Genomic DNA, 20,562 nt, shown 5'->3' with positions numbered 1-20,562 from the left:
GATCATCATGCAGGCCGTGTCCTATAAAATTCGCGAGTCTAAGGGCGATAAAATCTTTTTGTTCATCACTTATATTCTCATCGCGGCGTTCGTCCTAGTCATTCTCTATCCGTTGCTTTATGTGGTCAGCGCGTCCTTCAGCGATCCTGCGCTGGTCATCTCCGGCAAGATAGGGCTGATTCCGCAAGGGTTTAATGTAGAAGCGTACGAGCGGGTATTCGCCAATCCGGAGATCTGGATCGGTTATCGCAATACGCTTATATATACGATCATCGGAACGGTCGTCAATATATCGCTGACGATGATGGGCGCCTATCCGCTAGCGCGCAAAAACTTCCCGTTCCGAAGATTGTGCATGATCTTTTTTACGATTACGATGTTTTTCAGCGGCGGTCTTGTGCCCATGTATCTGCTTGTCAAAAATTTGGGGCTGTACAATTCGATTTGGGCGATTATATTGCCCACGGCTATTAATGTATACAATATGATCGTAGCCCGGACCTTCCTGGAGACGACGATCGACGAACAGATCTATGAATCGGCTTATATAGACGGCTGCGGCAACATTCGTGCGTTTTTCACCATCGTGCTGCCGCTGAGCGCGCCGATCATGGCGGTGCTGGTGTTATTTTACGCCGTTTTCCATTGGAACTCTTATTTTGAAGCGATGATCTATTTGAAAGATCGCGAGTTGTATCCTTTGCAATTGTTTTTACGAGAGATTCTGGTTATGAATCAGTCCGATAATATTATGATGGACTCCATCGAGATGGACACCAGCAAATTCCTGGTCGCGGAAAGCGTCAAATATGCCGTTATTATCGTGTCCAGCATACCTGTGCTCGCGCTATATCCATTTCTGCAAAAGTATTTTGTTAAAGGCATGATGATCGGCGCTTTGAAAGGCTAAAACTTATACGGGAGATGAATGTAATCATGAGAAAAAAATGGGTTGCGGCCGCAGCGGCCGTGCAAGTCGTTTCACTGCTCGCCATGACGGGCTGCGCATCCAACGACAACAATGGTCCATCGGAGCCTGCAGGACAAGGCGCGGCAGCCGAGTCGAAGGATAATATCAACAAGACCGGCTTCCCGATCGCCAATGAACCGGTGCGGTTAAAGGGTCTTGTATCCAAATACGAGCTCGTAAAGGACTGGAACGAACATAAAGGCATGAAACATTACGAGGAGCTGTCCAACGTCAAGATCGAATGGGACAGCGTGCCGCAAAACTCCTTCGAAGAACGCAGAAATCTGCTGTTCGCTTCGAATGACCTGCCGGATTTTGTAATGCGCGCGAATTTGTCCTCCCAATTGCTGACGTCTTACGCGGCCACTGGGCAGATCATCGCGCTGGACGAATTGATCGAAGCCGGGTACGCGCCGAATCTCTCCGCATTGATGCAAGAAGACGAGGGCATTCGGAAGGCGATTACGGCCGCGGACGGCCACATCTATTCCCTTCCGAATATTAGCGAAGCCGACGGACGAATATCCTCCTCGTGGATCAACCAGAAGTGGCTGGAAGAGCTCGGCCTCGAGATGCCTTCGACAATGGACGAATTTTATGAGGTGCTGAAAGCATTCAAGGAAAAGGACCCTAACGGCAATCAACAGGCGGACGAGGTGCCTTTCACAGGATACAAGGAAACCAAGAGCAGCGGCAACGAGCTGATCCGCACGTTCTACGGAAGCTGGGGTTACGGAGGCAATTCAGGCATCATCGCTCCTTACATGGACGTGGACGGGGAAGGCAAGATCCGCTACATCGCGACGGACGACAAATTCAAGGAAATCATTGTTTTCTTCAATAAGCTGTGGACGGAAGGCTTGATCGACAAGGAAATATTCTCTCAGGATATGAACAAGGTGGTTTCCAAGGTGGATGAGGATCGGGTCGGCTTCGTCGCTCGCGGCAACAATAATCTGTGGCTCGGCAATAACCGCGCCAATTATGTGCAGAATCCGGTATTGCGCGCAACCGAGGGAGACATCTATTGGGTTGGAGTCAATCCTAAGGTACGCGAAGTGGGCTCCTTCGTCATTACGAACAAAAATCCGAATCCGGAGGCTACGCTTCGGTGGGCCGACCATTTCTTGAGCGAAGAGGGCACGGCGCTCGCCAGACTCGGGATCAAGGATGTCACGTATACGATCGACGCCGACGGATTCTACAAGCTTAAGGACGAATTCGCCAACGATCCGAACGGATTGACGGTCGATGAGGCTTTGTCGGAATATACGATTTTCCAAGGCGGCCAAATTACGCAGCGCGTGACGCAGAAGGTCGATCAGAGCGCGGCCGTATTGCCGGAGATGATCGCGAACAAGGATATTATCCGTCCATACCTCGTACCGGACGAGAAATTGATGAATCCCAGCTTCACCGAAGAGGAGAACATCAAACTCGGTACGATCGCGACAGATATCGAAGCGTTTACGGACGAGCAGGTTGTCAAATTTGTAACCGGATCAAGACCGATCGGCGAATGGGACAAATTCGTAAGCACTTTGAACAACATGAAGCTGGATGAATATTTGGCTATTTATCAGGCGGCATACGACCGCTGGAATCAGTAAGGGGGCGGGAGCATTATGAGATTTTACGGTACAAGCGCGGCGGAGGGCATCCCTAACCCGTTCTGCTCCTGCTCCGTGTGCCGGAACGCCCGGCAAACAGGCGGCGCCGAGGTGCGCCGCCGCTCCACCTTCCGAGTGAACGAACGGATTTCGCTTGATCTGGGCGCCGACTCCTTCCAGCAAGCCATTGATTACGGCGATTTCACGGAGCTTGCGCATGTGCTGGTCAGTCATACGCATGAGGATCACTTCAACTATATGATGATGAATGTCCGCAACATGGCGATTGAAAGGCATAAGGAGCCGCTTCATTTTTATTTGACCGATCGCGCATACGACATCGTAGACTTTTATCGCCAAAGCCAACCTATTATGAAGGGCATGACTACTCGCTTGGAGGAGCAGGGCGTCATTGCTTTTCACAAGCTGGAATTTAACCGTACGGCGATAGTGGACGGCATGGAAGTTACGCCGCTCCGCGGCAATCACAGAGGCAATATGGGCGAAGATTGCGCCAATTATTTGCTCCGATTGCAAGATGGAAGAAAGCTCTATTACGGAGTGGATACGGGCTGGTACTTGCCTGAGACCTTCCGGGCGCTGGAGCAAGCGAAGCTGGACGTTCTGATCAGCGAATGCACCTTCGGTCTAACCCCCGGACGCGGACCGCATCCCGGCGGGCATCTGGATGCTCCCAGTTGCATGGGACTATTTCGCCAATTGCTGGAGCAAGGAACGTTGCACGAAGGCACCCATATTTATTTGACGCATATTAACCATTTCACCTCGACCCACGCGGAGCTTGTGGAATGGTTCGCCGCGCAGCATTTCCCTTGCCGGATTACAGTCGCTTGCGACGGGCTGCAAATTTAATAGGAACTACAGACGTCTCCTACTACTCGATAGAGAAATGGAGGCGTCTTTTTGTTTTGAATGATCTTTGTTTATCTCCGAAAATAAATGTATTCAAACAAAAACAAAGATGATATACTGAAATCAATCAAAAACAAATAAAATCAAATATCATTTGGAGGTAAAAGCAAACATGGTGCAATCATTATGGGAATCTTCGAAAGCAGCAGAGCTTAACGGGGGATTGAGCGAGCTGGTATACCGCTCCAACCTGATCGGCACGGACCGCAGAGTGTGCAACTACGGCGGAGGCAATACATCGACCAAAACGATGGAGAAGGACTTCCGCGGACGCGACGTCGAAGTCATGTACGTAAAAGGAAGCGGTTCCGACCTGGCTACGATGAAAGCGGGCAATTTCACCGGTCTGCGCATGGACGACATTCGTCCGCTGTTCGAGCGCGGCGAGATGTCCGATGAGGATATGGTGGCTTACCTGGCGAACTGCATGATCGATGCCAAACATCCGCGTGCTTCCATCGAAACATTGCTGCATGCGTTCCTTCCTTTTAAGCATGTTGACCATACGCATCCCGACGCGATTATCAGCCTGGCTTGCGCGGATAACGGCCGCCAGCTGGCGGAAGAGATTTTCGGCAACCGTTTCGTATGGGTTCCTTATGTACGTCCTGGCTTCACGCTGTCCAAGATGATCGCGGAAGGCGTCCTTAACAATCCTAACGCCGAGCTTGTCATTATGGAGAAACACGGTCTGGTTACTTGGGGAGAAACGTCCGAGGCTGCTTACGCGCAAACCATTCGCATTATCAATGAAGCGGAAGCGTTTATCGAGGCGCGCGTAAACGAAGCGAAGCTGTTCGGCGGAGCGCGTTACGAATCGCTGCCGGCCGATGTTCGCAAGTCGATCGTCGCGGCAGTGATGCCGACCGTTCGCGGCGCCGTCAGCGACGTCAAAAAGATGATTTTGTCCTTCGACGACGCGGACGACGTGCTTTCCTTCGTAAACGGCTCGGATTCCGCAGCATTGTCGCAAGTCGGCGCGGCTTGCCCGGACCATCTTGTTCATACGAAGGTCGTTCCGCTCTTTATCGACTGGGCTCCGAACGCAGACGATGTCGAAGGCTTGAAAGCGAAGCTTGCCGAAGGAATCGCGGCTTACAAGGAGCAGTACTCGCAATATTTTGAGCGCAACAAACATGAAGGCGACGTTATGTTCGAAGCGGCTCCGCGCGTTATTCTTATTCCTGGTATCGGCATGATCAACACAGGCAAGAGCTGGGCGATGTCCCAAGTCAGCGGCGCGTTGTATCACCGTGCCATCGCAGTTATGCGCGGCGCAACGGCGCTGGGCAACTTCGTTTCCCTTAGCGAGAACGAGTCCTACAATGTAGAGTACTGGCCGCTTGAGCTGTACAAGCTGTCGCTTGCTCCTGCAGAAGCGGAATTCTCCCGCAAGGTTGCTTTCATTACGGGCGGAGCCGGCGGCATCGGCAGCGAGACGGCGCGCAGACTCGTATCCGAAGGCGCCCATGTCGTACTGGCTGACCTGAACCTGGAAGGTGCCCAGAAGGTTGCCGGCGAAATTAATGAGAAGTACGGCGAGAACCGGGCTATCGCAGTTAAGATGGACGTGACGAGTGAAGAGCAGGTAGCGGCGGCATATGCCGAGACGGCGATCGCTTACGGCGGCGTTGACATTATCGTCAACAATGCGGGTCTGGCGACTTCCAGCCCGTTCGACCAGACTTCCCTGAAGGAATGGAACCTGAACATGAACGTGCTTGGAACTGGTTACTTCCTGGTTGCGCGCGAGGCGTTCAAATTGATGAAGACGCAAGGCATTGGCGGCAACATGGTGTTTATCGGCTCCAAAAACTCCGTATACGCAGGCAAAAACGCATCGGCATACAGCGCGGCGAAAGCGCTGGAAGCGCATCTTGCCCGTTGCATCGCAGCAGAAGGCGGCGAGTTCGGCATTCGCGTCAACACGGTTCTGCCGGACGCGATTCTGCAAGGCTCCGCGATCTGGAACGGCAGCTGGCGCAACGAGCGGGCAGCCGCTTACGGCATCGAGCCGGATCAACTGGAGGAGTACTACCGCAAACGCACGACGCTGCTCGTTAATATTTATCCGCGCGATATCGCGGAGGGCATTGCCTTCTTCGCTTCGTCGAAAGCAGATAAAACGACGGGCTGCATGCTGACGATTGACGGCGGCGTACCGGCGGCGTTTACTAGATAATATTCGGGCCCAAGTGGTCCGCCTGCATCCACGTTTAAAGGACGCCAGGCGGACCTATCGCCTAAGAAGGGATGATCGATTTGTTCCAGGCCAGAGGAGAGAAGCATTGGATCATTCCGGACGGATTTATTCCGCCGGACAGCTCGGGCAGCTTGACCAGTCATGAATCCGTTTGCGTCCTTAATACGTCTTCCGAAGAGGCGCTGCTGAGATTTACGATCTTTTTCGAGGATAGGGAACCGATGGAGGACATGCTGCATGTTGTGCCGGCGAGGCGCACGAAGCATATCCGCACTTCCTCCCTTCAGAAGAACGGCGCAGGCATTCCGGTGGGCGTGCCTTATGCGATCGAGGTAAAAAGCGATATTCCCGTTATTGTGCAGTACAGCAGACTGGATTCCACGCAAGCGGAGAATGCGCTGATGTCGACAATGGCGTTTCCGCTGAAATCGAAATAATACCATTCAAATATAGAGAGGGTGCCGTAACATGACAGATCGCGCGTATTCGCTGTTCGAGGAGCAGCAAGGGGCAAGAGGCATTAATTTAAACGAAGTGAAAGCGAAACTGAAAGGACTTAGCATCGAAACTCCGTCCTGGGGCTATGGCGATTCCGGTACGCGCTTCAAGGTGTTCCAGAAGGAAGGCGTGCCGCGCAATCCGTTCGAGAAGTTCGAGGATGCGGCTCAGGTGCACAAGCTGACTGGCCTAGCGCCGTCCGTAGCGATCCATATTCCTTGGGACAAAGTGGAAGATTACGGCAAGCTGAGAAGCCACGCGGAGAGTTTGGGTCTCGCGATCGGCGCGATCAATCCGAACCTGTTCCAGGAAGATGATTACATGCTGGGCAGCGTGACAAACGCGGATGCCGCCATTCGCCGCAAGGCGACGGATCATCTGCTGGAATGCGTCGACATCGCAAAGGAGACGGGTTCGCGCGATATCAGCCTGTGGTTCGCGGACGGCACGAACTACCCGGGACAAGGCAACATTCGCAAACGTAAAGCATGGATGCAGGAATCGTTGGGCGAAATGTATAAAGCGCTTGCGCCGAACATGCGCATGCTGATCGAATACAAATGTTTCGAGCCGGCGTTTTATCATACGGATCTCGCGGATTGGGGCATGGCGTACAACTTGGCGCAAAAGCTGGGACCGCAGGCCGAAGTGCTCGTAGATACGGGCCACCATCTGCAGGGAGCCAACATCGAGCATATCGTCGCTTATCTGATCGACGAAAAACGTCTCGGAGGTTTCCACTTCAACAGCCGCAAATACGCGGATGACGATCTTATCGTAGGTACCGTCAATCCATACGAGCTGTTCCTGATCTTCTATCAAATCCTGAGCGCGGCGAGCGACCGCGACGAGGCGATCCAATCCTGCGTGAACAATATTGCGTACATGATCGACCAGTCGCATAATATCGAAGCGAAAATTCCAGCCATGCTGCGTTCCGTGCTTAATGTGCAAACGCAATTCGCGAAAGCGCTGCTTGTTAATCACGAGGAAGTCGAAGCGGCAGCAAACCGCGGCGACGTGCTGGCTGCCGAACATGCGGTGCGCAGCGCATTCGAATTCGACGTTGCTCCGCTGCTGCGGTCGTACCGCGAAGAGCAAGGTTTGTCCGTTGATCCCATGGGCGATTACCTGGCCTCCAGCTACGGGAAAGACATTGCCGTCAGAGGCAAGGGCGGTGCGAGCTGGTGATGCAGAAGCATGTACTGGCTTTCGATCTCGGCGCCAGCAGCGGCAGAGCCATGCTGGGTCGGCTCGAGGACGGCAAAATCGTTCTCGAAGAGCTGCATCGCTTTCCGAACGACCCTGTGCAGGCAGGCGGACGGCTGCATTGGGACATTCTTCGCTTGCTGCATGAGCTGAAACAAAGCTTGCTGAAAGCGAAACATCGCGGCATCAAGCTGTGCAGCATCGCCATCGATACTTGGGGCGTTGACTTCGGCCTTCTGGGCGGCCCCGGCAACGAGTTGCTCGGCAATCCCGTCCATTATCGGGATTCACAGACCGATGGAGTGATGGAGCGTCTCATCGGCGAACTGTCGGCGGAGACAATCTTCGACCGTTCGGGGATTCAGTTTCTGACGTTCAACACGCTTTATCAGCTTGAGGCCATGAAGAAGGCCGGTTCTCCGCTGCTGCGCGAAGCGAAGCACTTCCTGATGATTCCGGCTCTGCTTCGTTACTTCCTTACGGACGAAATGCACAATGAATTCTCGCTGGCGACGACGACGCAAATGTACAACCCGGTAACGGGCGATTGGGATGACGAGCTGCTGAAGGCGGTAGGCGCGGACCGTTCGCTGTTTGGTCCAGTCGTTCAGCCCGGCACGCCGGTCGGTCGGCTAAGCGAATCGGTATGCGCGGAGCTGGGCATTGAGCCGGTGCCGGTAATCGCAGTAGCCGAACATGACACGGGCTCCGCCGTTGCGGCGGTGCCGGCGAGGGATCGCTCGTTCGCCTACCTGAGCTGCGGCACATGGTCGCTGATCGGTACCGAAGTAAGCGAGCCTGTTATGGGAGCGAAGGCGCTGGAGCTGAACTTCACGAACGAGGGCGGCGTATACGGTACGTACAGGCTGCTCAAAAACATCATGGGCCTATGGATCCTGCAGGAATGCAGACGCGAGTGGGAGCGAGCAGGCGTTAAGTATACGTTCCCCGAGCTGGTGGCGATGGCTTCGGCTGCTGAGCCGTTCGCATGCTTCATTGATTCCGACGACGAGCTGTTTCTGCCACCTGGCGATATGCCTGGCCGCATTCGAGAATATTGCGAGCGGACGGGACAGAAGGCGCCGGAAAACGAGGGAGCTTTCGTACGGGCCATCCTGGAGAGTCTGGCATTTAAATACCGTTATGCGCTGGAGCAGACTGGGCAGCTGTCCGGCGTGACATATAGTGGACTGCATATGGTCGGCGGCGGCATTCAGAACACGCTGCTCTGCGAATGGACGGCGAACGCGATCGGCAAGCCGGTATGGGCGGGACCAATCGAAGGAAGCGCAATCGGCAATATGCTGGTACAATGGATAACGAACGGCGAATTGAGCGACATTTGGGAAGCGAGGCGCGTAGTCGGCGATTCTTTCCCTGTAGATGTCTATGAGCCCAAGGACGGGCCGCAATGGGAAGAGGCTTATGTCAGGTTCTTGGCCGCTACCGGCTTGACGGGCTAAAATAACGAGATCGATGATGGTCGGGAAAGAGGGATTCTATGCTGGTTGCGGAACGATACGACTTAATTGTACAGCTGGTTAATGAGAGAGGCAGTATTCGCGTGACGGAACTCAGCGAGCTGTGCCAGGTGACGGAGGAGACGATCCGCCGCGATCTGGACCGCTTGGAGCAGGCCGGCCGATTGCGCCGCTCCCATGGCGGTGCAGTGAGCGTAAAGGAGCAGCAACCGGAGATTCCTTACTTTGAAAGGGAGATTGTCCGGGCAGACGAAAAACGGCGAATCGCCGAGGAAGCCGTGAGCTTGATCCGCCCCAAGGAGCGGATTTTGCTGGATGCCAGCTCCACGGCTTGGTATATGGCTCAGAGCATGCCGGATATTCCGCTGACGGTGCTGACCAATTCCATCAAGGTAGCGATGGAGCTGGCTGGCAAGGAGAGGATTGAGGTCATTTCGACGGGAGGCATCCTTGCTTCCCGCAGCTTGTCCTATATCGGACCGCTGGCGGAGCGTTCGCTGGATGCCTATCATGTCGACCGGGCGTTTCTTTCCTGCAAGGGCGTTCATCTGGACCGGGGCATCAGCGAGTCCAACGAGCTGCAAGCTCGCATCAAACATCGCATGGTTGGCATGGCCGACGAAGTCGTCTTGCTCGCGGACTCCAGCAAATTCGGCGTCCAGGCGTTCACCCATGTGGCCGAGCTTGGCGCAATTCATCGAATCATTACGGATAACGGGCTGACCCCGGAGCTGGGTGCAGAGCTTCGGGAACGCCAAATTACCGTTACGACGGTTTAACAGGTGGGTGCAGTCATGAAGGTATCTCTATTTATTACTTGTTTAAGCGATGCAATCTTCCCGCGAGTCGGGGAAGCGATGGTCAGGCTGCTGGCGAATTATGGCGTTACGCTGGAATTCCCCCGCGTCCAGACCTGCTGCGGGCAGCCTGCCTACAATAGCGGCTACTGGAAGGAAGCGCGCGAGTCGGCTCGTACGATTCTCGACGCGTTCGAGGACAGCGACTTCGTCATCTCGCCTTCCGGCTCCTGCACGGGCATGCTGCATCACTATACGAAGCTGTTCGAAAGCGATCCCGTTATGCTTAAGCGGGCCGAGGCGCTGCGGGCAAAATCGTACGAGTTTACTCAGTTTCTCGTGCAGGTGCTTGGCGTGACGGACGTCGGGGCAACCTTTTCGCGCAAAGTCACCTATCATCCATCCTGTCATGGCAGCCGTATCCTGGGCGTGAAGGACGAGCCGATGCAGCTGATGAAGAACGTCAGGGGCATGGAGCTTGTGCCGCTTCCGTTCGCGGAAGACTGCTGCGGCTTCGGCGGCACCTTTGCCGTTAAGATGGCCGATATCTCGGGCGCGATGGTGACGGAGAAAGCCGATCATGTGCTGGAGACGGAAGCCGAGGTTCTGGTTGGCCTCGACATGGCTTGCCTGATGAACATCGCGGGCAATCTGCATTATCGCGGCGAACCGGTGCGCGTCATGCATCTGGCCGAGCTGCTGTACGAAGGAGTGAAGGGAGCATGAGCGGAGGGAAATCAGGAGCGACGGTCAAGGCGAGAGCCGAGCTGGCGCTGAACGACGAATTTCTGCGCAAGGCGGTACGATTCACGACGGAGCGGCTGCGGAACGGCAAGAAAAAGGCGTCCGAGGAGCATGGCAACTGGGAGGAGTGGCGGGAGCGCGGCCGGCAGATTCGGCTGCATACGATCGCTCATCTCGACTATTATTTAAATACGTTCGTCGAAAATGCAAGGGCTAATGGCGTGCATGTGCATTTTGCCGATACGGCTCAGGAAGCTGTAGAGCTTACGCTGGATATCGCGGAGCATGTCGGCGCGAGATCGGTCGTGAAGTCCAAGTCCATGGTTTCGGAGGAGCTTCACCTGAACCATGCGCTGGAATCCATCGGCGTGGAAGCGATCGAAACGGATTTGGGCGAATATATCATCCAGCTTGCAGGAGAGATGCCTTCGCATATCGTCATCCCGGCTATTCATAAAAACCGTTACCAGATCGCGGAGCTTCTGTCCAAGGAGGCTGGTTATGAGCTGCCGCCTGACACGACGGCGCTGGCCGGCTTCGTGCGCAAAAAGCTGCGCGAGAAGTTTCTGGAAGCCGATATCGGCATGACCGGCTGCAACTTCGCGATCGCGGAGACGGGCTCTATGGTTCTGTTCGAGAACGAAGGCAACGCCCGTATGGTGACAACCGTGCCGAAAACGCAAATTACGCTGATGGGCATGGAGCGGATCATCCCCTCCTGGGAAGATCTCGAGGTGATGGCGACGCTTCTCCCTCGCTCCGCGACGGGACAGAAGCTGACGATGTACATGTCCGGCATTACGGGACCGAAGCGGACGGCTGACGGGGACGGACCCGAGGAAATGCATATTATTATCGTCGACAACGGCAGATCGCTGCAGCTCGGGGACCCCGAGTTCCAGGAGCTGCTGAACTGCATCCGTTGCGGCGCTTGCCTCAACGCTTGTCCGGTGTACCGCCATATCGGCGGCCATGCTTACGGCAGTACGTACAGCGGCCCGATCGGCGCGGTGCTGACGCCGTCGCTTAACAAAAATATCGCCGAATGGGACGATATCGCAAATGCGTCAAGCTTATGCGGCGCTTGCTACGAGGCATGCCCTGTCAAAATTCCACTGCACGACATGTTAGTCTACCTGCGCCGCCGCAAGGTGGAGAGCGGCAACGGCAACAAGCTGGAGGGCATGGGCATGCAAGGCTTCGCCACGGCGATGAGCAGCTCCAAGGTTATGGGCGGTCTTTTACGGATGGGCAAGCTTGGCCAGAAGCTGGTCGTACGCGACGGCTTCATTCGTACGAAGCTTGGCCCTCTGAAAGGTTGGAATACGTACCGCGTTACGCCGAGCCTGCCGAAGAAGTCGTTCCGCGACCAGTGGGCTACGCTTGACCAAGAGCTAAAAGCGGAGCTCCGCGAGATGCCGTCGGCCATGCGCGAGCGTATGGAGCAGAAGGCGCGGGAACAACGCGAGTCGAAGGGCGGAGGAGGTCACGGTCATGGGTGACGCGGCATGGACAATGGCCGGCTCTTTCGTTGGCGCGACCTACGCCGCGGAGCGGCAAGGGAGGCATAGACATGAGTAAACATGTGACTCAGACGGGGAGCGACTCTGCCCGGCGGACTGGCGGAAACCAAGGCGGCGAGTCTCGCGAGCAATGGCTGGCCCGTTTGGCGGAACAGTCGCGGCAAAAGCAGGAGCGATTTATGAATAATATCTCGGAGCGCCTGCGCCACCCGAGGCTGACGACGGCTCCGAAACATCCTTACCGAGGCGCTCCCGACTTCTGGAGAGAGCTGGACTGGACGACCGAACAGAAAGTCGCCGCGTTTACGGACAACTGGTTGTCCGTGGGCGGCCATGTCGCGAAGCTGCAGAGTATGGATGAGGTATCCGCCTACATCGCAGCCAAAGCCGAGGAGATGGGCGCGAAGTTTCTCGTCCGCCAGGACGATCCTATATTGGCAGAACTCGGTCTGGAGGAGGCTCTGCCAGACGTGCAGGTGTCCGTTTGGAACAGCGATGAACAACAGCCTTGGAAGGCACGCGCGGCCGAGGCAGACTTCGGCGTTGTGCAGGCGGACCATGCCGTAGCCTATACGGGCTCCGTTGTCGTCACGTCGTCGAAGGAGAAGGGGCGTTCTGTCAGCCTGCTGCCGACGGTGCTCTTTATCGTCATCCCTGCGGAACGTCTTAAGACGCGGCTGGGCGAGGTGCTGATCGGGCTGGATCAGGCAGGTCGCGAGGCGCTGCCTGCCGGCGTCCACTTCATCACGGGGCCAAGCCGCTCCTCCGACATCGAAAACGACCTGACGATCGGGGTGCACGGCCCTGGCGTCGTCTACGCCTTGATTGTTGGGTAGCATGCAATGTCCAATACGATAAATGCAAGAGCCGTCCATTCCGCTTAAACAGCGGAGTGGACGGCTCTTGTCGCTTGAATTTGTTTACTGCAGCTGTTGACCGGCTCTTGTCGCTTGAATTTGTCTACTGCAGCTGTTTGTCAGCAGGTCCTTGTCTAACTGAGTAATTAACTGAGTACTTAAGCAAGCAGTTGCTTCCGCGCGGAGTTAAGTCGTTGGCACCGATCTATTTCCCTCGAAGGAGCTGCTTTCGCGGAGTTAAGTCGGTAGCACCCATGAGGGTTGCAACAAACGTTACATCAACAGTGCGATTGGATGTTTCTCATAGTAGATCAATTATTTTACAGCCTCTTTTTGAGAGAGTGAGCCAAAAACGCAATCCCTACCTAGTTGTAGTCACATTCTCCCAATAATTGTGTTAATTACTTTTTTCTATGTCACTTTACTTTTCTTGAACATGCCTAATTCCGTTCGCAACGGGGGTACTTCTCTTGATGAACCCCTTTTCTTTCCTGTGGATGTTCGTGTAGGCGCTCGGAATAGAGCGTTTAGGAACTGGATCCAAGGATGAAACATATGAATACGGAACAACTCGAGGACGCGCCAAACGCTTTTCTTCGTTTCTAAGTGTAACTGCATGTACTGTGCAAGCATAAAAGTGATCAGCGTGAGGTAAATCTGGTTCCAAATCGCTTGTGGTTTGTAGCTATGCAGTTTCTTCAGCCTTAGATGTTGTTTGATCCATTTGAAAAAAAGCTCGATTAACCATCTGCATTTGTAGATATGAGCGACTTCTTCGGCCGTGATGTCTAGTCGCGAGGTTAGCAGACGGTAGAAACGCCCCTGCTCATCATAAAACTCCACGAGTCGAATGCGTTCTTTCATGGAGCGGAAATCGCCGCCTACGCTAACGATCGCATCTCGGGTGATGGAGCCATCTGGCGTTACTTGCCTTTCTTCTACAACGGTGGTCAGGGCACGATCCCGCATACGCATGACGAAACGAATGCCTCGCCGGATCCAGTTATCCATGTTTTTGTAGTTATCGTAGCCACGGTCCATGACATAGGTCACGGTGGACTCGGTCACAAGCTCAACGGTAGCCGCTCGATCTCCGACGTTTAACGTCGATGGGATCACGGCATCGGGATAAACGACATCAGGCGAAGCAGTCAAGAGACGTACGTGCAGTTTGACACCGCTGGACGTAGACGAAACTCTGGCCCAGTCTCCAAGCACAAGCGGCAATTTCACCTTGGATGAGTCAATAAGAGCTAGGCGCCCAATGCTAGGTGAAATGCCCTTCAGATTTGCCGTCAGCTTCTGGATATGAACCAAGCCATGGAGGAAGAGTTCATGCAGCATTTCCGTTGGAATCTGGGCCAATTTACGCGAAAGTTGTGCAGCGCTAATGCAGGGTAGATCGAGAACGGATCGTAATTCGGAGTGCGCGTAGATTTGTTCTTCCATCTCGACATAACTCTGCCAATTATTGAACTGAGCAAGAACGAACACCAAGATGCTTTTGCTAATCGTAAGCTTCTTCGCATAGCGATCGGCGTAGAGTAGACGATCCTGTACATCCAAAGGCAGTAAAGAAAGTAGTTGACGAACGACAGTGTTTTGGGTTACGTTATCCATGGTTTGGACTCCTTGTTTAGAGGTCGTGGACAACGTGCTACGTCTCTAAATGTAGGAGCCTTTTTCTGTTTTGTCCATGAAAAACGTGCAGGTAATTACAAATATAGTAACTTCTGTTTGAATCATGTGAGGTTTACTGCAACGTTAATGGTTGGCACCGATCTATTTCCCTCGAAGGTGCTGCTTTCGCGGAATTAAGTCGGTAGCATCGCTCTATTGGCTCGCAGCGGATTTCTCGGTCAAATGCATAGAAATCGAAGATACTCGTTTACGTTTAATAGACAGGATCAGAGCACCGCAAAGCCCCCGCCAGCGCATGGACGGGGGCTTTGCGGTATTCAATCATTTGCATCTTATTCCTGCGCCGTACCATCCGCCAGATAAGTCTCGATAAACTCTAGAGCCTTCTCGGGACGTTCGGCATTGACGCGAACGGCGATAATCAGATCCTCTGCCGGTCTTACGAGAGGCAGGTCCTTGTCCAACCTGGTATCCTTGAGATCGATGCCGTAGATACGTTCCTCGGGCACATCCTCCGTTGTCAGCTTAAACTTCCGATCATCTCCGGCTCCGCTGATCTCGGGCTTGTCGTCAAGCTCCAGCAGCGCGCCTTGTCTGCCGATCCACTCAAACATGGCGCGGTCCATAATGTAGATGTCGGGTTTCTCCGACATTAATGTAACAACGGCTTTCTGAAGGTAGGCGTATTGATTCATGTCGTCCTGCGGTACGAATACAATGTTGGACTCAACGCGCTTCCATTCCGGAAAGGCGCTCAGCATGGCCGCATTTGTCATTTCCTTGCTGTCCTTGTTGTCCGGTTCCATAAAGGTGCCATAAAACGAAACGCTAAGATCAATCGGCGGCAGGCTGGCCAAATATTTCTGATATTCGCGTTTGTCGATGTAGCTGTTGATTCCATAAATAATTGCTGCGATTAGTGCGATTGCGACGAACGTATGAATCTTGTAATAACGCCAGAAGTGATCGATCTTCTGGGCTCTGCCTGCCATCCCCTTGAACTTGCCGTATTCCTGTTCGTTGAAGGCGTCAGTGATCTTGCGGTCCTCATAGGCAAGGATCAGCTTGTACGCCGCCGTTACTTTCGCGAAGTCGTCACCCTGGGAGGCGCTTTCAACCTCTGCCCGCGATCTGGACCGCTCTCGGCGCATTAACGTCGTATAACGTTTTTCAACCTCTTCCTTGGGGGCGAACTCCTCCAGACCCAATAATGTGTAAGCTTCTTTTAAGTCATCCAACTTTTCCACTCGGTCACCTCGATTATGCTGCTCTCATGATTGGCAAGCAGAGCTTGCGTATCTCTTCTTATAAGTATACGGATTTCCGGGGCGTACGGCAAACTTGCGTGGGAGGGAGACGACGGGTATTTTTGCCTACCGCCGATCCAATCGTTTGTTATACTGGAATGAGGCTGGTTTACAGACAGATTCGTCTAATTAAGGGGGAGCGAGATGTTTCATCCAACCGTATTTGAAAATGTAAAGGTAGCGCTGGAGAATGAGCTGTACGACCTAGATAATCTGGATCGCAAAATTGACGTTACAGGCAGGCGCGATTTGTTGGATATGGCCGTGCTGTCGCGCGAGCTGTCATTGTCATGCCGCTTGGCGGACGGCGGAACGGCGACGGCAGAGCTGCTGCTAAACTCCTCGCTTAAGGAGTTGTCCGACGAAATTTTGGAGATTCCGGGCGCAGCGCCAACATGCCGTCTTACGCTGCGGTTCCATCTGGAGACAGACGGATCAGCCGGAACATGCGAGGCGGTGGAGCGATGTTTTAAGGGCATCTGGGGCACTCCGCTGAGGCTTGTCCAGACGATCAGCACCGTGTATGGCAGTCAGGAAAGTAATGTTCGTCATCTGGCCGAACTTGATTTCGGCAGGGGAATCGGAGAAGAGCAGATGGAGGATTTGCCGGAATTGCTGGACCATATGATATTAACGTTGAGGGAGCTGGACAGGTTGCTTAAGTGAGCGAAACGTAGCAGCATTGTCAATACTCTCTATTTCAATTCCGCATGGGCTGTGCTATAGTACGAGTGAACAATTGAAGATGCAACTCCGGTTGCTGCCGCGAAGATGTCCGGGTACATTTCCCTTCGCCAGCATGCCGGGAGAGGTTCGCGAACTCCCTCTATAAAAAACTAAACGAAACGATTGCCCGCCTGGGGCAACGTCGTTTTTGTGTTCGGCGCGTCGCGTCGCTCCCTTGGAGGGAGCGTCTCACGCGCCGTTTCTTATTGATATGGGATCGGTACGGTCCCGTCGCGAATATCCGTCTTCTACTTCAGGAGAGGTGGAAACAACATGAAACTAGAAAAAGCCGTCGTCGTTTTCAGCGGCGGGCAAGACAGCACGACATGCCTGTTCTGGGCGATGAGCCGGTTCTCGGAAGTGGAAGCAATCACGTTCGACTACGGCCAGAGACATAAGCTGGAGCTGGATTGCGCCGCCGAGATTGCGGGAACGCTAGGCATCAAACATCATATTCTCGATATGTCGCTGCTGAATCAGCTTGCGCCTAACGCGCTGACGCGCGACGACATTGCAATCGAACAAAAGGAAGGCGAACTCCCGACAACTTTCGTCGACGGCCGAAATCTGCTGTTCCTGACGTTCGCAGCCGTGCTCGCGAAAGGGATTGGAGCGAAGCACGTTGTAACCGGCGTCTGCGAGACCGACTTCAGCGGTTATCCGGATTGCCGCGACGTCTTTATTAAGTCGCTTAACGTTACGCTGAATCTGTCGATGGATTACGGATTCGTGATCGATACGCCCCTCATGTGGCTCAATAAAGCGGAGACTTGGGAACTGGCCGACGAGCTCGGCGCTTTCGACTTTGTTCGGGAACGCACGCTCACTTGTTATAATGGCTTTTTGGCAGATGGCTGCGGCGAATGTCCAGCCTGCAAGCTGCGTCGCAAAGGGCTTGACGATTATATGGCCATCCGCGGTTCGAGAGAGGCGGGACGCTGATGCTGCAGCAAATTTATCCATCCGTCCAGCATGATTATTGCTACGAGCTGAACAAGGACTTTCATTTCGCCGCGGCTCATTACATCCCTTCTGACGATGCTGGCAAATGCCGCTTGACGCATGGGCATACGTATTTCGCCAATGTGACGGTCGCGGGGGAACAACTCGACGATTCCGGTTTCCTGGTCAATTTCGCCATTATTAAAAAACTGATTCACAACCGATTCGATCACACCCTGCTTAACGAAGATACCGACAGCTTCGACAATGGCATATCCCATCGGTTTCCGACGACGGAGGTCGTCGCGCGGGTCATCCACGACCTTGTGCAAGCGCATCTGGACAGCCTGCCGAACCGTCCGGAATGTCTGCAGGTTTTCCTGCGCGAGACTCCGACGAGTTATTGCATCTATCGGCCCAAGCGGAAGGGGAAAAGCAATGACTGATTTTCGACGTTCGAGAAGATCCGATTCGGCAGCGTCGGCTAACCTCGGAAAGGCATCCGGTTCAGCATCCGGCTTGGTCGGGACTGCTAGACCTATACCCGTGCTGGAAGTGTTCGGACCGACGGTACAGGGAGAAGGCATGGTTGTCGGCCGCAAAACGATGTTCGTCCGCACCGCAGGCTGCGACTACAGCTGCAGCTGGTGCGACTCGGCCTTCACGTGGGACGGCTCCGGCAAGGACGATATTCGTCTGCTGTCCGCAGCCGCGATTATCGAGGAGCTGGAGAAGATCGGCGGCGGCACGTTTGACCATGTAACGATCTCAGGCGGCAATCCTGCCCTTTTGCCGCAGCTCTCTGCGTTGATACGCGGCTTGCATGATCGAGGCTGCAAAGTCGCTCTGGAGACGCAGGGAAGCCGTTGGCAGCCATGGTTCACGGCCATCGACGATCTCACGTTGTCGCCCAAGCCGCCAAGCTCCGGCATGACGACGAACTGGGACACGCTGGATGATATTATAGAAAGGCTGAGCGAGGCCGGGAACGGTTTCTGTCTCAAGATCGTCATCTTTGACGATGCCGACTTGGATTACGCACGCAAGGTACATGCCCGTTACCGCGATGTACCGTTCTATCTTCAAGCGGGGAACGGTAATCTGACGGAGACGGACCCGCTAGCGATGCTTCCTTATCTCGTAGAGCGTTATGAATGGCTGATTAGCCGGACAATGCCGGATGAGTTGCTACGTGGCGTGCACGTGCTTCCCCAACTCCACACCTGGATATATGGCAACAAAAAAGGCGTATAGGTAGTTCAAAAAGCGGCTTTCCATCACGAAGCTTATTCAAGAGGATTATTCGACGTCGAATCTTGAACTCAGCCGAATCTTCCTGTGCTCACGTAGCGCTGCTACGCTCCGCTCCTCAGATTCTAGCTTCATTCAACCTTCTCGGTGCTGAAAAGCCGCTTTTTGAACCTCCATTTTATTTTCAGGGCAAATTCAAAAACCTGCCGATTCACGAAGAGAAAAATAGATCGAAAGGAAGTGCAAGAATGGAAGGTAGGCAAAAGGAAGAATTGGACCGCATTACGCTGCTCGGGAATCAAGGGACGAAGTACCCGTCCCACTACGCGCCGGAGGTGCTGGAATCGTTTGATAACAAACATCCCGGCCGCGATTATTTCGTCAAATTTAATTGTCCGGAGTTTACGAGTCTCTGTCCGATAACGGGACAGCCTGACTTCGCGACGATCTACATCTCTTACATTCCGGATGTTAAGATGGTTGAGAGCAAGTCGCTAAAGCTATATCTGTTCAGCTTTCGGAATCACGGCGACTTCCACGAGGATTGTATGAACATTATTATGAATGATCTGATCAAGCTCATGGATTCGCGTTATATCGAGGTTTGGGGCAAGTTTACGCCGCGAGGCGGCATCTCCATCGATCCTTACTGCAATTGGGGACGTCCTGGCACGAAGTTTGAGGAAATGGCTTCCTACCGTCTTATGAATCATGACCTGTATCTCGAGAAAGTCGATAACCGCTAGCGTATGAAGACTATACTCGTCACCGGCTATCGCGCGCATGAGCTGGGTATCTTCAACCAGAAGCACAAGGGTATCCCCTATATTCGTCAAGCAATCACGAACAAGCTGATTCCACTGCTGGAGGAAGGCTTGGAATGGGTGATCACGCCCGGCGGGTACGGGGTGGATTTATGGGCCTGCGAGGCGGCGATCGACCTGAAGCCGCAATATCCTCAGCTCAAGCTGTCCATCCTGACGGCATTCCAAAATCAAGAGGAGAATTGGAAAGAAGAGAAGCAGGCCTATTACCGCGATCTTCTTAAGCAAGTTGATTATTACGCGGCCGTGTCGAAGGCGCCTTACGAGGGGCCGTGGCAGTTCAAAGCTCGGGACGAGCTTCTGCTGCGCAAGTCGGACGGCATCATTCTCGTCTATGACGAAGATGCCGGCGAAGGAAGCCCGCGCTTTATGAAGGAGCGTGCACTGCGGAAGATGCAGGAGGAGGGCTATCGTTACCTTGCCGTGACGTCCGAGGATATCCAAAGTGTGGCCGACGAAGAAAGTTACCTCGAAATGGAATAGGAGTTAAGGACTGGAGGCGAAAGGTGCCAGTCCTTTTTTTATTTTGGGCGGCCTAATTGTTTCGAGAACGCGGCAGCAGGGACAAGTCAACAAGCAAGACTCTGCGACAAGGCATATCCTATCCTATAACTCTCCGATGAAAAGAGGTGGCGAGGATGCCGCTCGTTTGGGTTAATTCGGCATGCGGGGTGATGGGGGCGATTCTATTGTTCGCATTTGGAGGCTGGTCGGAATCATTGACGTTTCTTTTGGTTGCGATGGCAGCGGATTATTTAACGGGTATTGCGGCCTCCCTGAAAGAAGGCAAAGGGCTGAGCAGTTCATTTGGAGCATGGGGACTGGCGCGCAAAGGGCTATCACTCCTCGTTGTCCTGCTCGCCCATCGGATTGATGTGCTTTTGAACACGGAGGATGTGACGATGGGGGCGGCTATATTTTTTTATATCGCGAACGAGTTGATCTCCGTTACCGAGAACTACGGGAGGTTGGGACTGCCGCTGCCGGAACGGATTCGCAAGATAATTGCGGTGCTTAAGGAGAAGGATAAGTAACGCATAGTCCGG

The 20,562-nt window shown here is 53.9% G+C and carries 20 protein-coding genes and 1 riboswitch; of the genes, 18 read left to right on the top strand and 2 right to left on the bottom strand.

The genetic code is table 11. From position 1 onward, the window contains the following. The first annotated feature begins 7 nt into the window (after nt 1-7). The 11 genes from H7F31_RS23935 to H7F31_RS23885 all read left to right on the top strand — a co-directional run bounded on the left by H7F31_RS23935 (nt 8) and on the right by H7F31_RS23885 (nt 12,804). Complete coding sequence (locus H7F31_RS23935) at nt 8-910, top strand: carbohydrate ABC transporter permease (protein ID WP_187100816.1); 903 nt, start codon at nt 8-10, stop codon at nt 908-910. Between the two features lie 26 nt (nt 911-936). Then, nucleotides 937-2,580, top strand: coding sequence for an extracellular solute-binding protein (locus tag H7F31_RS23930; protein WP_187100815.1), 1,644 nt, complete (start codon nt 937-939; stop codon nt 2,578-2,580). Nucleotides 2,581-2,595: 15 nt separating this feature from the next. Further along, nucleotides 2,596-3,453, top strand: a complete 858-nt coding sequence (locus H7F31_RS23925) for an MBL fold metallo-hydrolase (protein WP_187100814.1) — start codon at nt 2,596-2,598, stop codon at nt 3,451-3,453. Between the two features lie 172 nt (nt 3,454-3,625). Further along, nucleotides 3,626-5,695, top strand: coding sequence for a bifunctional aldolase/short-chain dehydrogenase (locus H7F31_RS23920; RefSeq protein ID WP_187100813.1), 2,070 nt, complete (start codon nt 3,626-3,628; stop codon nt 5,693-5,695). A gap of 80 nt (nt 5,696-5,775) precedes the next feature. Continuing rightward, nucleotides 5,776-6,153: a sensory rhodopsin transducer gene (locus H7F31_RS23915; protein ID WP_256975566.1), complete on the top strand. Its 378-nt coding sequence runs from the start codon at nt 5,776-5,778 to the stop codon at nt 6,151-6,153. Nucleotides 6,154-6,184: 31 nt separating this feature from the next. After that, nucleotides 6,185-7,405: an L-rhamnose isomerase gene (gene rhaI, locus H7F31_RS23910; protein WP_187100812.1), complete on the top strand. Its 1,221-nt coding sequence runs from the start codon at nt 6,185-6,187 to the stop codon at nt 7,403-7,405. Next, nucleotides 7,405-8,886 carry a rhamnulokinase gene (locus H7F31_RS23905; RefSeq protein ID WP_187105502.1) on the top strand — a complete coding sequence of 494 codons (1,482 nt, stop codon included), beginning with the start codon at nt 7,405-7,407 and terminating at the stop codon, nt 8,884-8,886. The genes rhaI and H7F31_RS23905 overlap by 1 nt, the downstream gene beginning before the upstream one ends. 38 nt (nt 8,887-8,924) lie before the next feature. After that, the gene (locus tag H7F31_RS23900; protein WP_087567252.1) at nt 8,925-9,683 is read left to right on the top strand and encodes a DeoR/GlpR family DNA-binding transcription regulator; all 759 of its coding nucleotides are present in this window, start codon (nt 8,925-8,927) and stop codon (nt 9,681-9,683) included. A 15-nt stretch (nt 9,684-9,698) separates the two neighbouring features. Further along, entirely contained in the window at nt 9,699-10,427 is a 729-nt protein-coding gene (locus H7F31_RS23895) for a (Fe-S)-binding protein (protein WP_087567251.1), read from the top strand. Beyond that, nucleotides 10,424-11,947 (top strand): LutB/LldF family L-lactate oxidation iron-sulfur protein, encoded by a 1,524-nt coding sequence (locus H7F31_RS23890; RefSeq protein WP_187100811.1) that lies wholly within the window; start codon nt 10,424-10,426, stop codon nt 11,945-11,947. The genes H7F31_RS23895 and H7F31_RS23890 overlap by 4 nt, the downstream gene beginning before the upstream one ends. A gap of 71 nt (nt 11,948-12,018) precedes the next feature. After that, complete coding sequence (locus H7F31_RS23885) at nt 12,019-12,804, top strand: LutC/YkgG family protein (RefSeq protein WP_187100810.1); 786 nt, start codon at nt 12,019-12,021, stop codon at nt 12,802-12,804. Nucleotides 12,805-13,236: 432 nt separating this feature from the next. Here the strand turns inward: H7F31_RS23885 and H7F31_RS23880 are convergent, their stop codons facing one another. After that, complete coding sequence (locus tag H7F31_RS23880) at nt 13,237-14,445, bottom strand: IS4 family transposase (protein WP_187100809.1); 1,209 nt, start codon at nt 14,443-14,445, stop codon at nt 13,237-13,239. 353 nt (nt 14,446-14,798) lie between these two features. Then, the gene (locus H7F31_RS23875) at nt 14,799-15,713 is read right to left on the bottom strand and encodes a J domain-containing protein (RefSeq protein WP_187100808.1); all 915 of its coding nucleotides are present in this window, start codon (nt 15,711-15,713) and stop codon (nt 14,799-14,801) included. A gap of 204 nt (nt 15,714-15,917) precedes the next feature. Here H7F31_RS23875 and H7F31_RS23870 point away from each other — a divergent pair, with 204 nt between their 5' ends. From H7F31_RS23870 to H7F31_RS23840, 7 genes are all read left to right on the top strand, one after another. After that, nucleotides 15,918-16,439: a hypothetical protein gene (locus H7F31_RS23870; protein ID WP_187100807.1), complete on the top strand. Its 522-nt coding sequence runs from the start codon at nt 15,918-15,920 to the stop codon at nt 16,437-16,439. A gap of 136 nt (nt 16,440-16,575) precedes the next feature. Then, nucleotides 16,576-16,619: riboswitch (PreQ1 riboswitch) on the top strand. A gap of 153 nt (nt 16,620-16,772) precedes the next feature. Further along, nucleotides 16,773-17,441, top strand: a complete 669-nt coding sequence (gene queC, locus H7F31_RS23865) for a 7-cyano-7-deazaguanine synthase QueC (RefSeq protein ID WP_187100806.1) — start codon at nt 16,773-16,775, stop codon at nt 17,439-17,441. Further along, complete coding sequence (locus tag H7F31_RS23860; protein ID WP_187100805.1) at nt 17,441-17,887, top strand: 6-pyruvoyl trahydropterin synthase family protein; 447 nt, start codon at nt 17,441-17,443, stop codon at nt 17,885-17,887. The genes queC and H7F31_RS23860 overlap by 1 nt, the downstream gene beginning before the upstream one ends. Beyond that, entirely contained in the window at nt 17,880-18,695 is an 816-nt protein-coding gene (queE, locus tag H7F31_RS23855) for a 7-carboxy-7-deazaguanine synthase QueE (protein WP_187100804.1), read from the top strand. Before H7F31_RS23860 ends, queE begins: the two co-directional genes overlap by 8 nt. Nucleotides 18,696-18,940: 245 nt before the next feature. Beyond that, the gene (gene queF / locus H7F31_RS23850; RefSeq protein WP_187100803.1) at nt 18,941-19,438 is read left to right on the top strand and encodes a preQ(1) synthase; all 498 of its coding nucleotides are present in this window, start codon (nt 18,941-18,943) and stop codon (nt 19,436-19,438) included. Nucleotides 19,439-19,441: 3 nt separating this feature from the next. Further along, nucleotides 19,442-19,999 (top strand): SLOG family protein, encoded by a 558-nt coding sequence (locus H7F31_RS23845; protein ID WP_187100802.1) that lies wholly within the window; start codon nt 19,442-19,444, stop codon nt 19,997-19,999. Nucleotides 20,000-20,154: 155 nt separating this feature from the next. Next, nucleotides 20,155-20,550: a phage holin family protein gene (locus tag H7F31_RS23840; protein ID WP_187100801.1), complete on the top strand. Its 396-nt coding sequence runs from the start codon at nt 20,155-20,157 to the stop codon at nt 20,548-20,550. Nucleotides 20,551-20,562: the final 12 nt, after the last annotated feature.

Origin of the sequence: Paenibacillus sp. PAMC21692 (genome assembly GCF_014303795.1) — a bacterium.
Lineage (GTDB): Bacteria > Bacillota > Bacilli > Paenibacillales > Paenibacillaceae > Pristimantibacillus > Pristimantibacillus agaridevorans.
Note: the sequence above shows the minus strand (reverse complement) of the source record. Positions and strands in the feature narration are given on the sequence as shown.

Bases quoted from the DNA above. Each gene is read 5' to 3' on its own strand.
- H7F31_RS23935 (WP_187100816.1), top strand. From the start codon at position 8: ATGCAGGCCGTGTCCTATAAAATTCGCGAGTCTAAGGGCGATAAAATC.
- H7F31_RS23930 (WP_187100815.1), top strand. From the start codon at position 937: ATGAGAAAAAAATGGGTTGCGGCCGCAGCGGCCGTGCAAGTCGTTTCA.
- H7F31_RS23925 (WP_187100814.1), top strand. From the start codon at position 2,596: ATGAGATTTTACGGTACAAGCGCGGCGGAGGGCATCCCTAACCCGTTC.
- H7F31_RS23920 (WP_187100813.1), top strand. From the start codon at position 3,626: ATGGTGCAATCATTATGGGAATCTTCGAAAGCAGCAGAGCTTAACGGG.
- rhaI (WP_187100812.1), top strand. From the start codon at position 6,185: ATGACAGATCGCGCGTATTCGCTGTTCGAGGAGCAGCAAGGGGCAAGA.
- H7F31_RS23905 (WP_187105502.1), top strand. From the start codon at position 7,405: ATGCAGAAGCATGTACTGGCTTTCGATCTCGGCGCCAGCAGCGGCAGA.
- H7F31_RS23900 (WP_087567252.1), top strand. From the start codon at position 8,925: ATGCTGGTTGCGGAACGATACGACTTAATTGTACAGCTGGTTAATGAG.
- H7F31_RS23895 (WP_087567251.1), top strand. From the start codon at position 9,699: ATGAAGGTATCTCTATTTATTACTTGTTTAAGCGATGCAATCTTCCCG.
- H7F31_RS23890 (WP_187100811.1), top strand. From the start codon at position 10,424: ATGAGCGGAGGGAAATCAGGAGCGACGGTCAAGGCGAGAGCCGAGCTG.
- H7F31_RS23885 (WP_187100810.1), top strand. From the start codon at position 12,019: ATGAGTAAACATGTGACTCAGACGGGGAGCGACTCTGCCCGGCGGACT.
- H7F31_RS23880 (WP_187100809.1), bottom strand. From the start codon at position 14,445: ATGGATAACGTAACCCAAAACACTGTCGTTCGTCAACTACTTTCTTTA.
- H7F31_RS23870 (WP_187100807.1), top strand. From the start codon at position 15,918: ATGTTTCATCCAACCGTATTTGAAAATGTAAAGGTAGCGCTGGAGAAT.
- queC (WP_187100806.1), top strand. From the start codon at position 16,773: ATGAAACTAGAAAAAGCCGTCGTCGTTTTCAGCGGCGGGCAAGACAGC.
- H7F31_RS23860 (WP_187100805.1), top strand. From the start codon at position 17,441: ATGCTGCAGCAAATTTATCCATCCGTCCAGCATGATTATTGCTACGAG.
- queE (WP_187100804.1), top strand. From the start codon at position 17,880: ATGACTGATTTTCGACGTTCGAGAAGATCCGATTCGGCAGCGTCGGCT.
- queF (WP_187100803.1), top strand. From the start codon at position 18,941: ATGGAAGGTAGGCAAAAGGAAGAATTGGACCGCATTACGCTGCTCGGG.
- H7F31_RS23845 (WP_187100802.1), top strand. From the start codon at position 19,442: ATGAAGACTATACTCGTCACCGGCTATCGCGCGCATGAGCTGGGTATC.
- H7F31_RS23840 (WP_187100801.1), top strand. From the start codon at position 20,155: ATGCCGCTCGTTTGGGTTAATTCGGCATGCGGGGTGATGGGGGCGATT.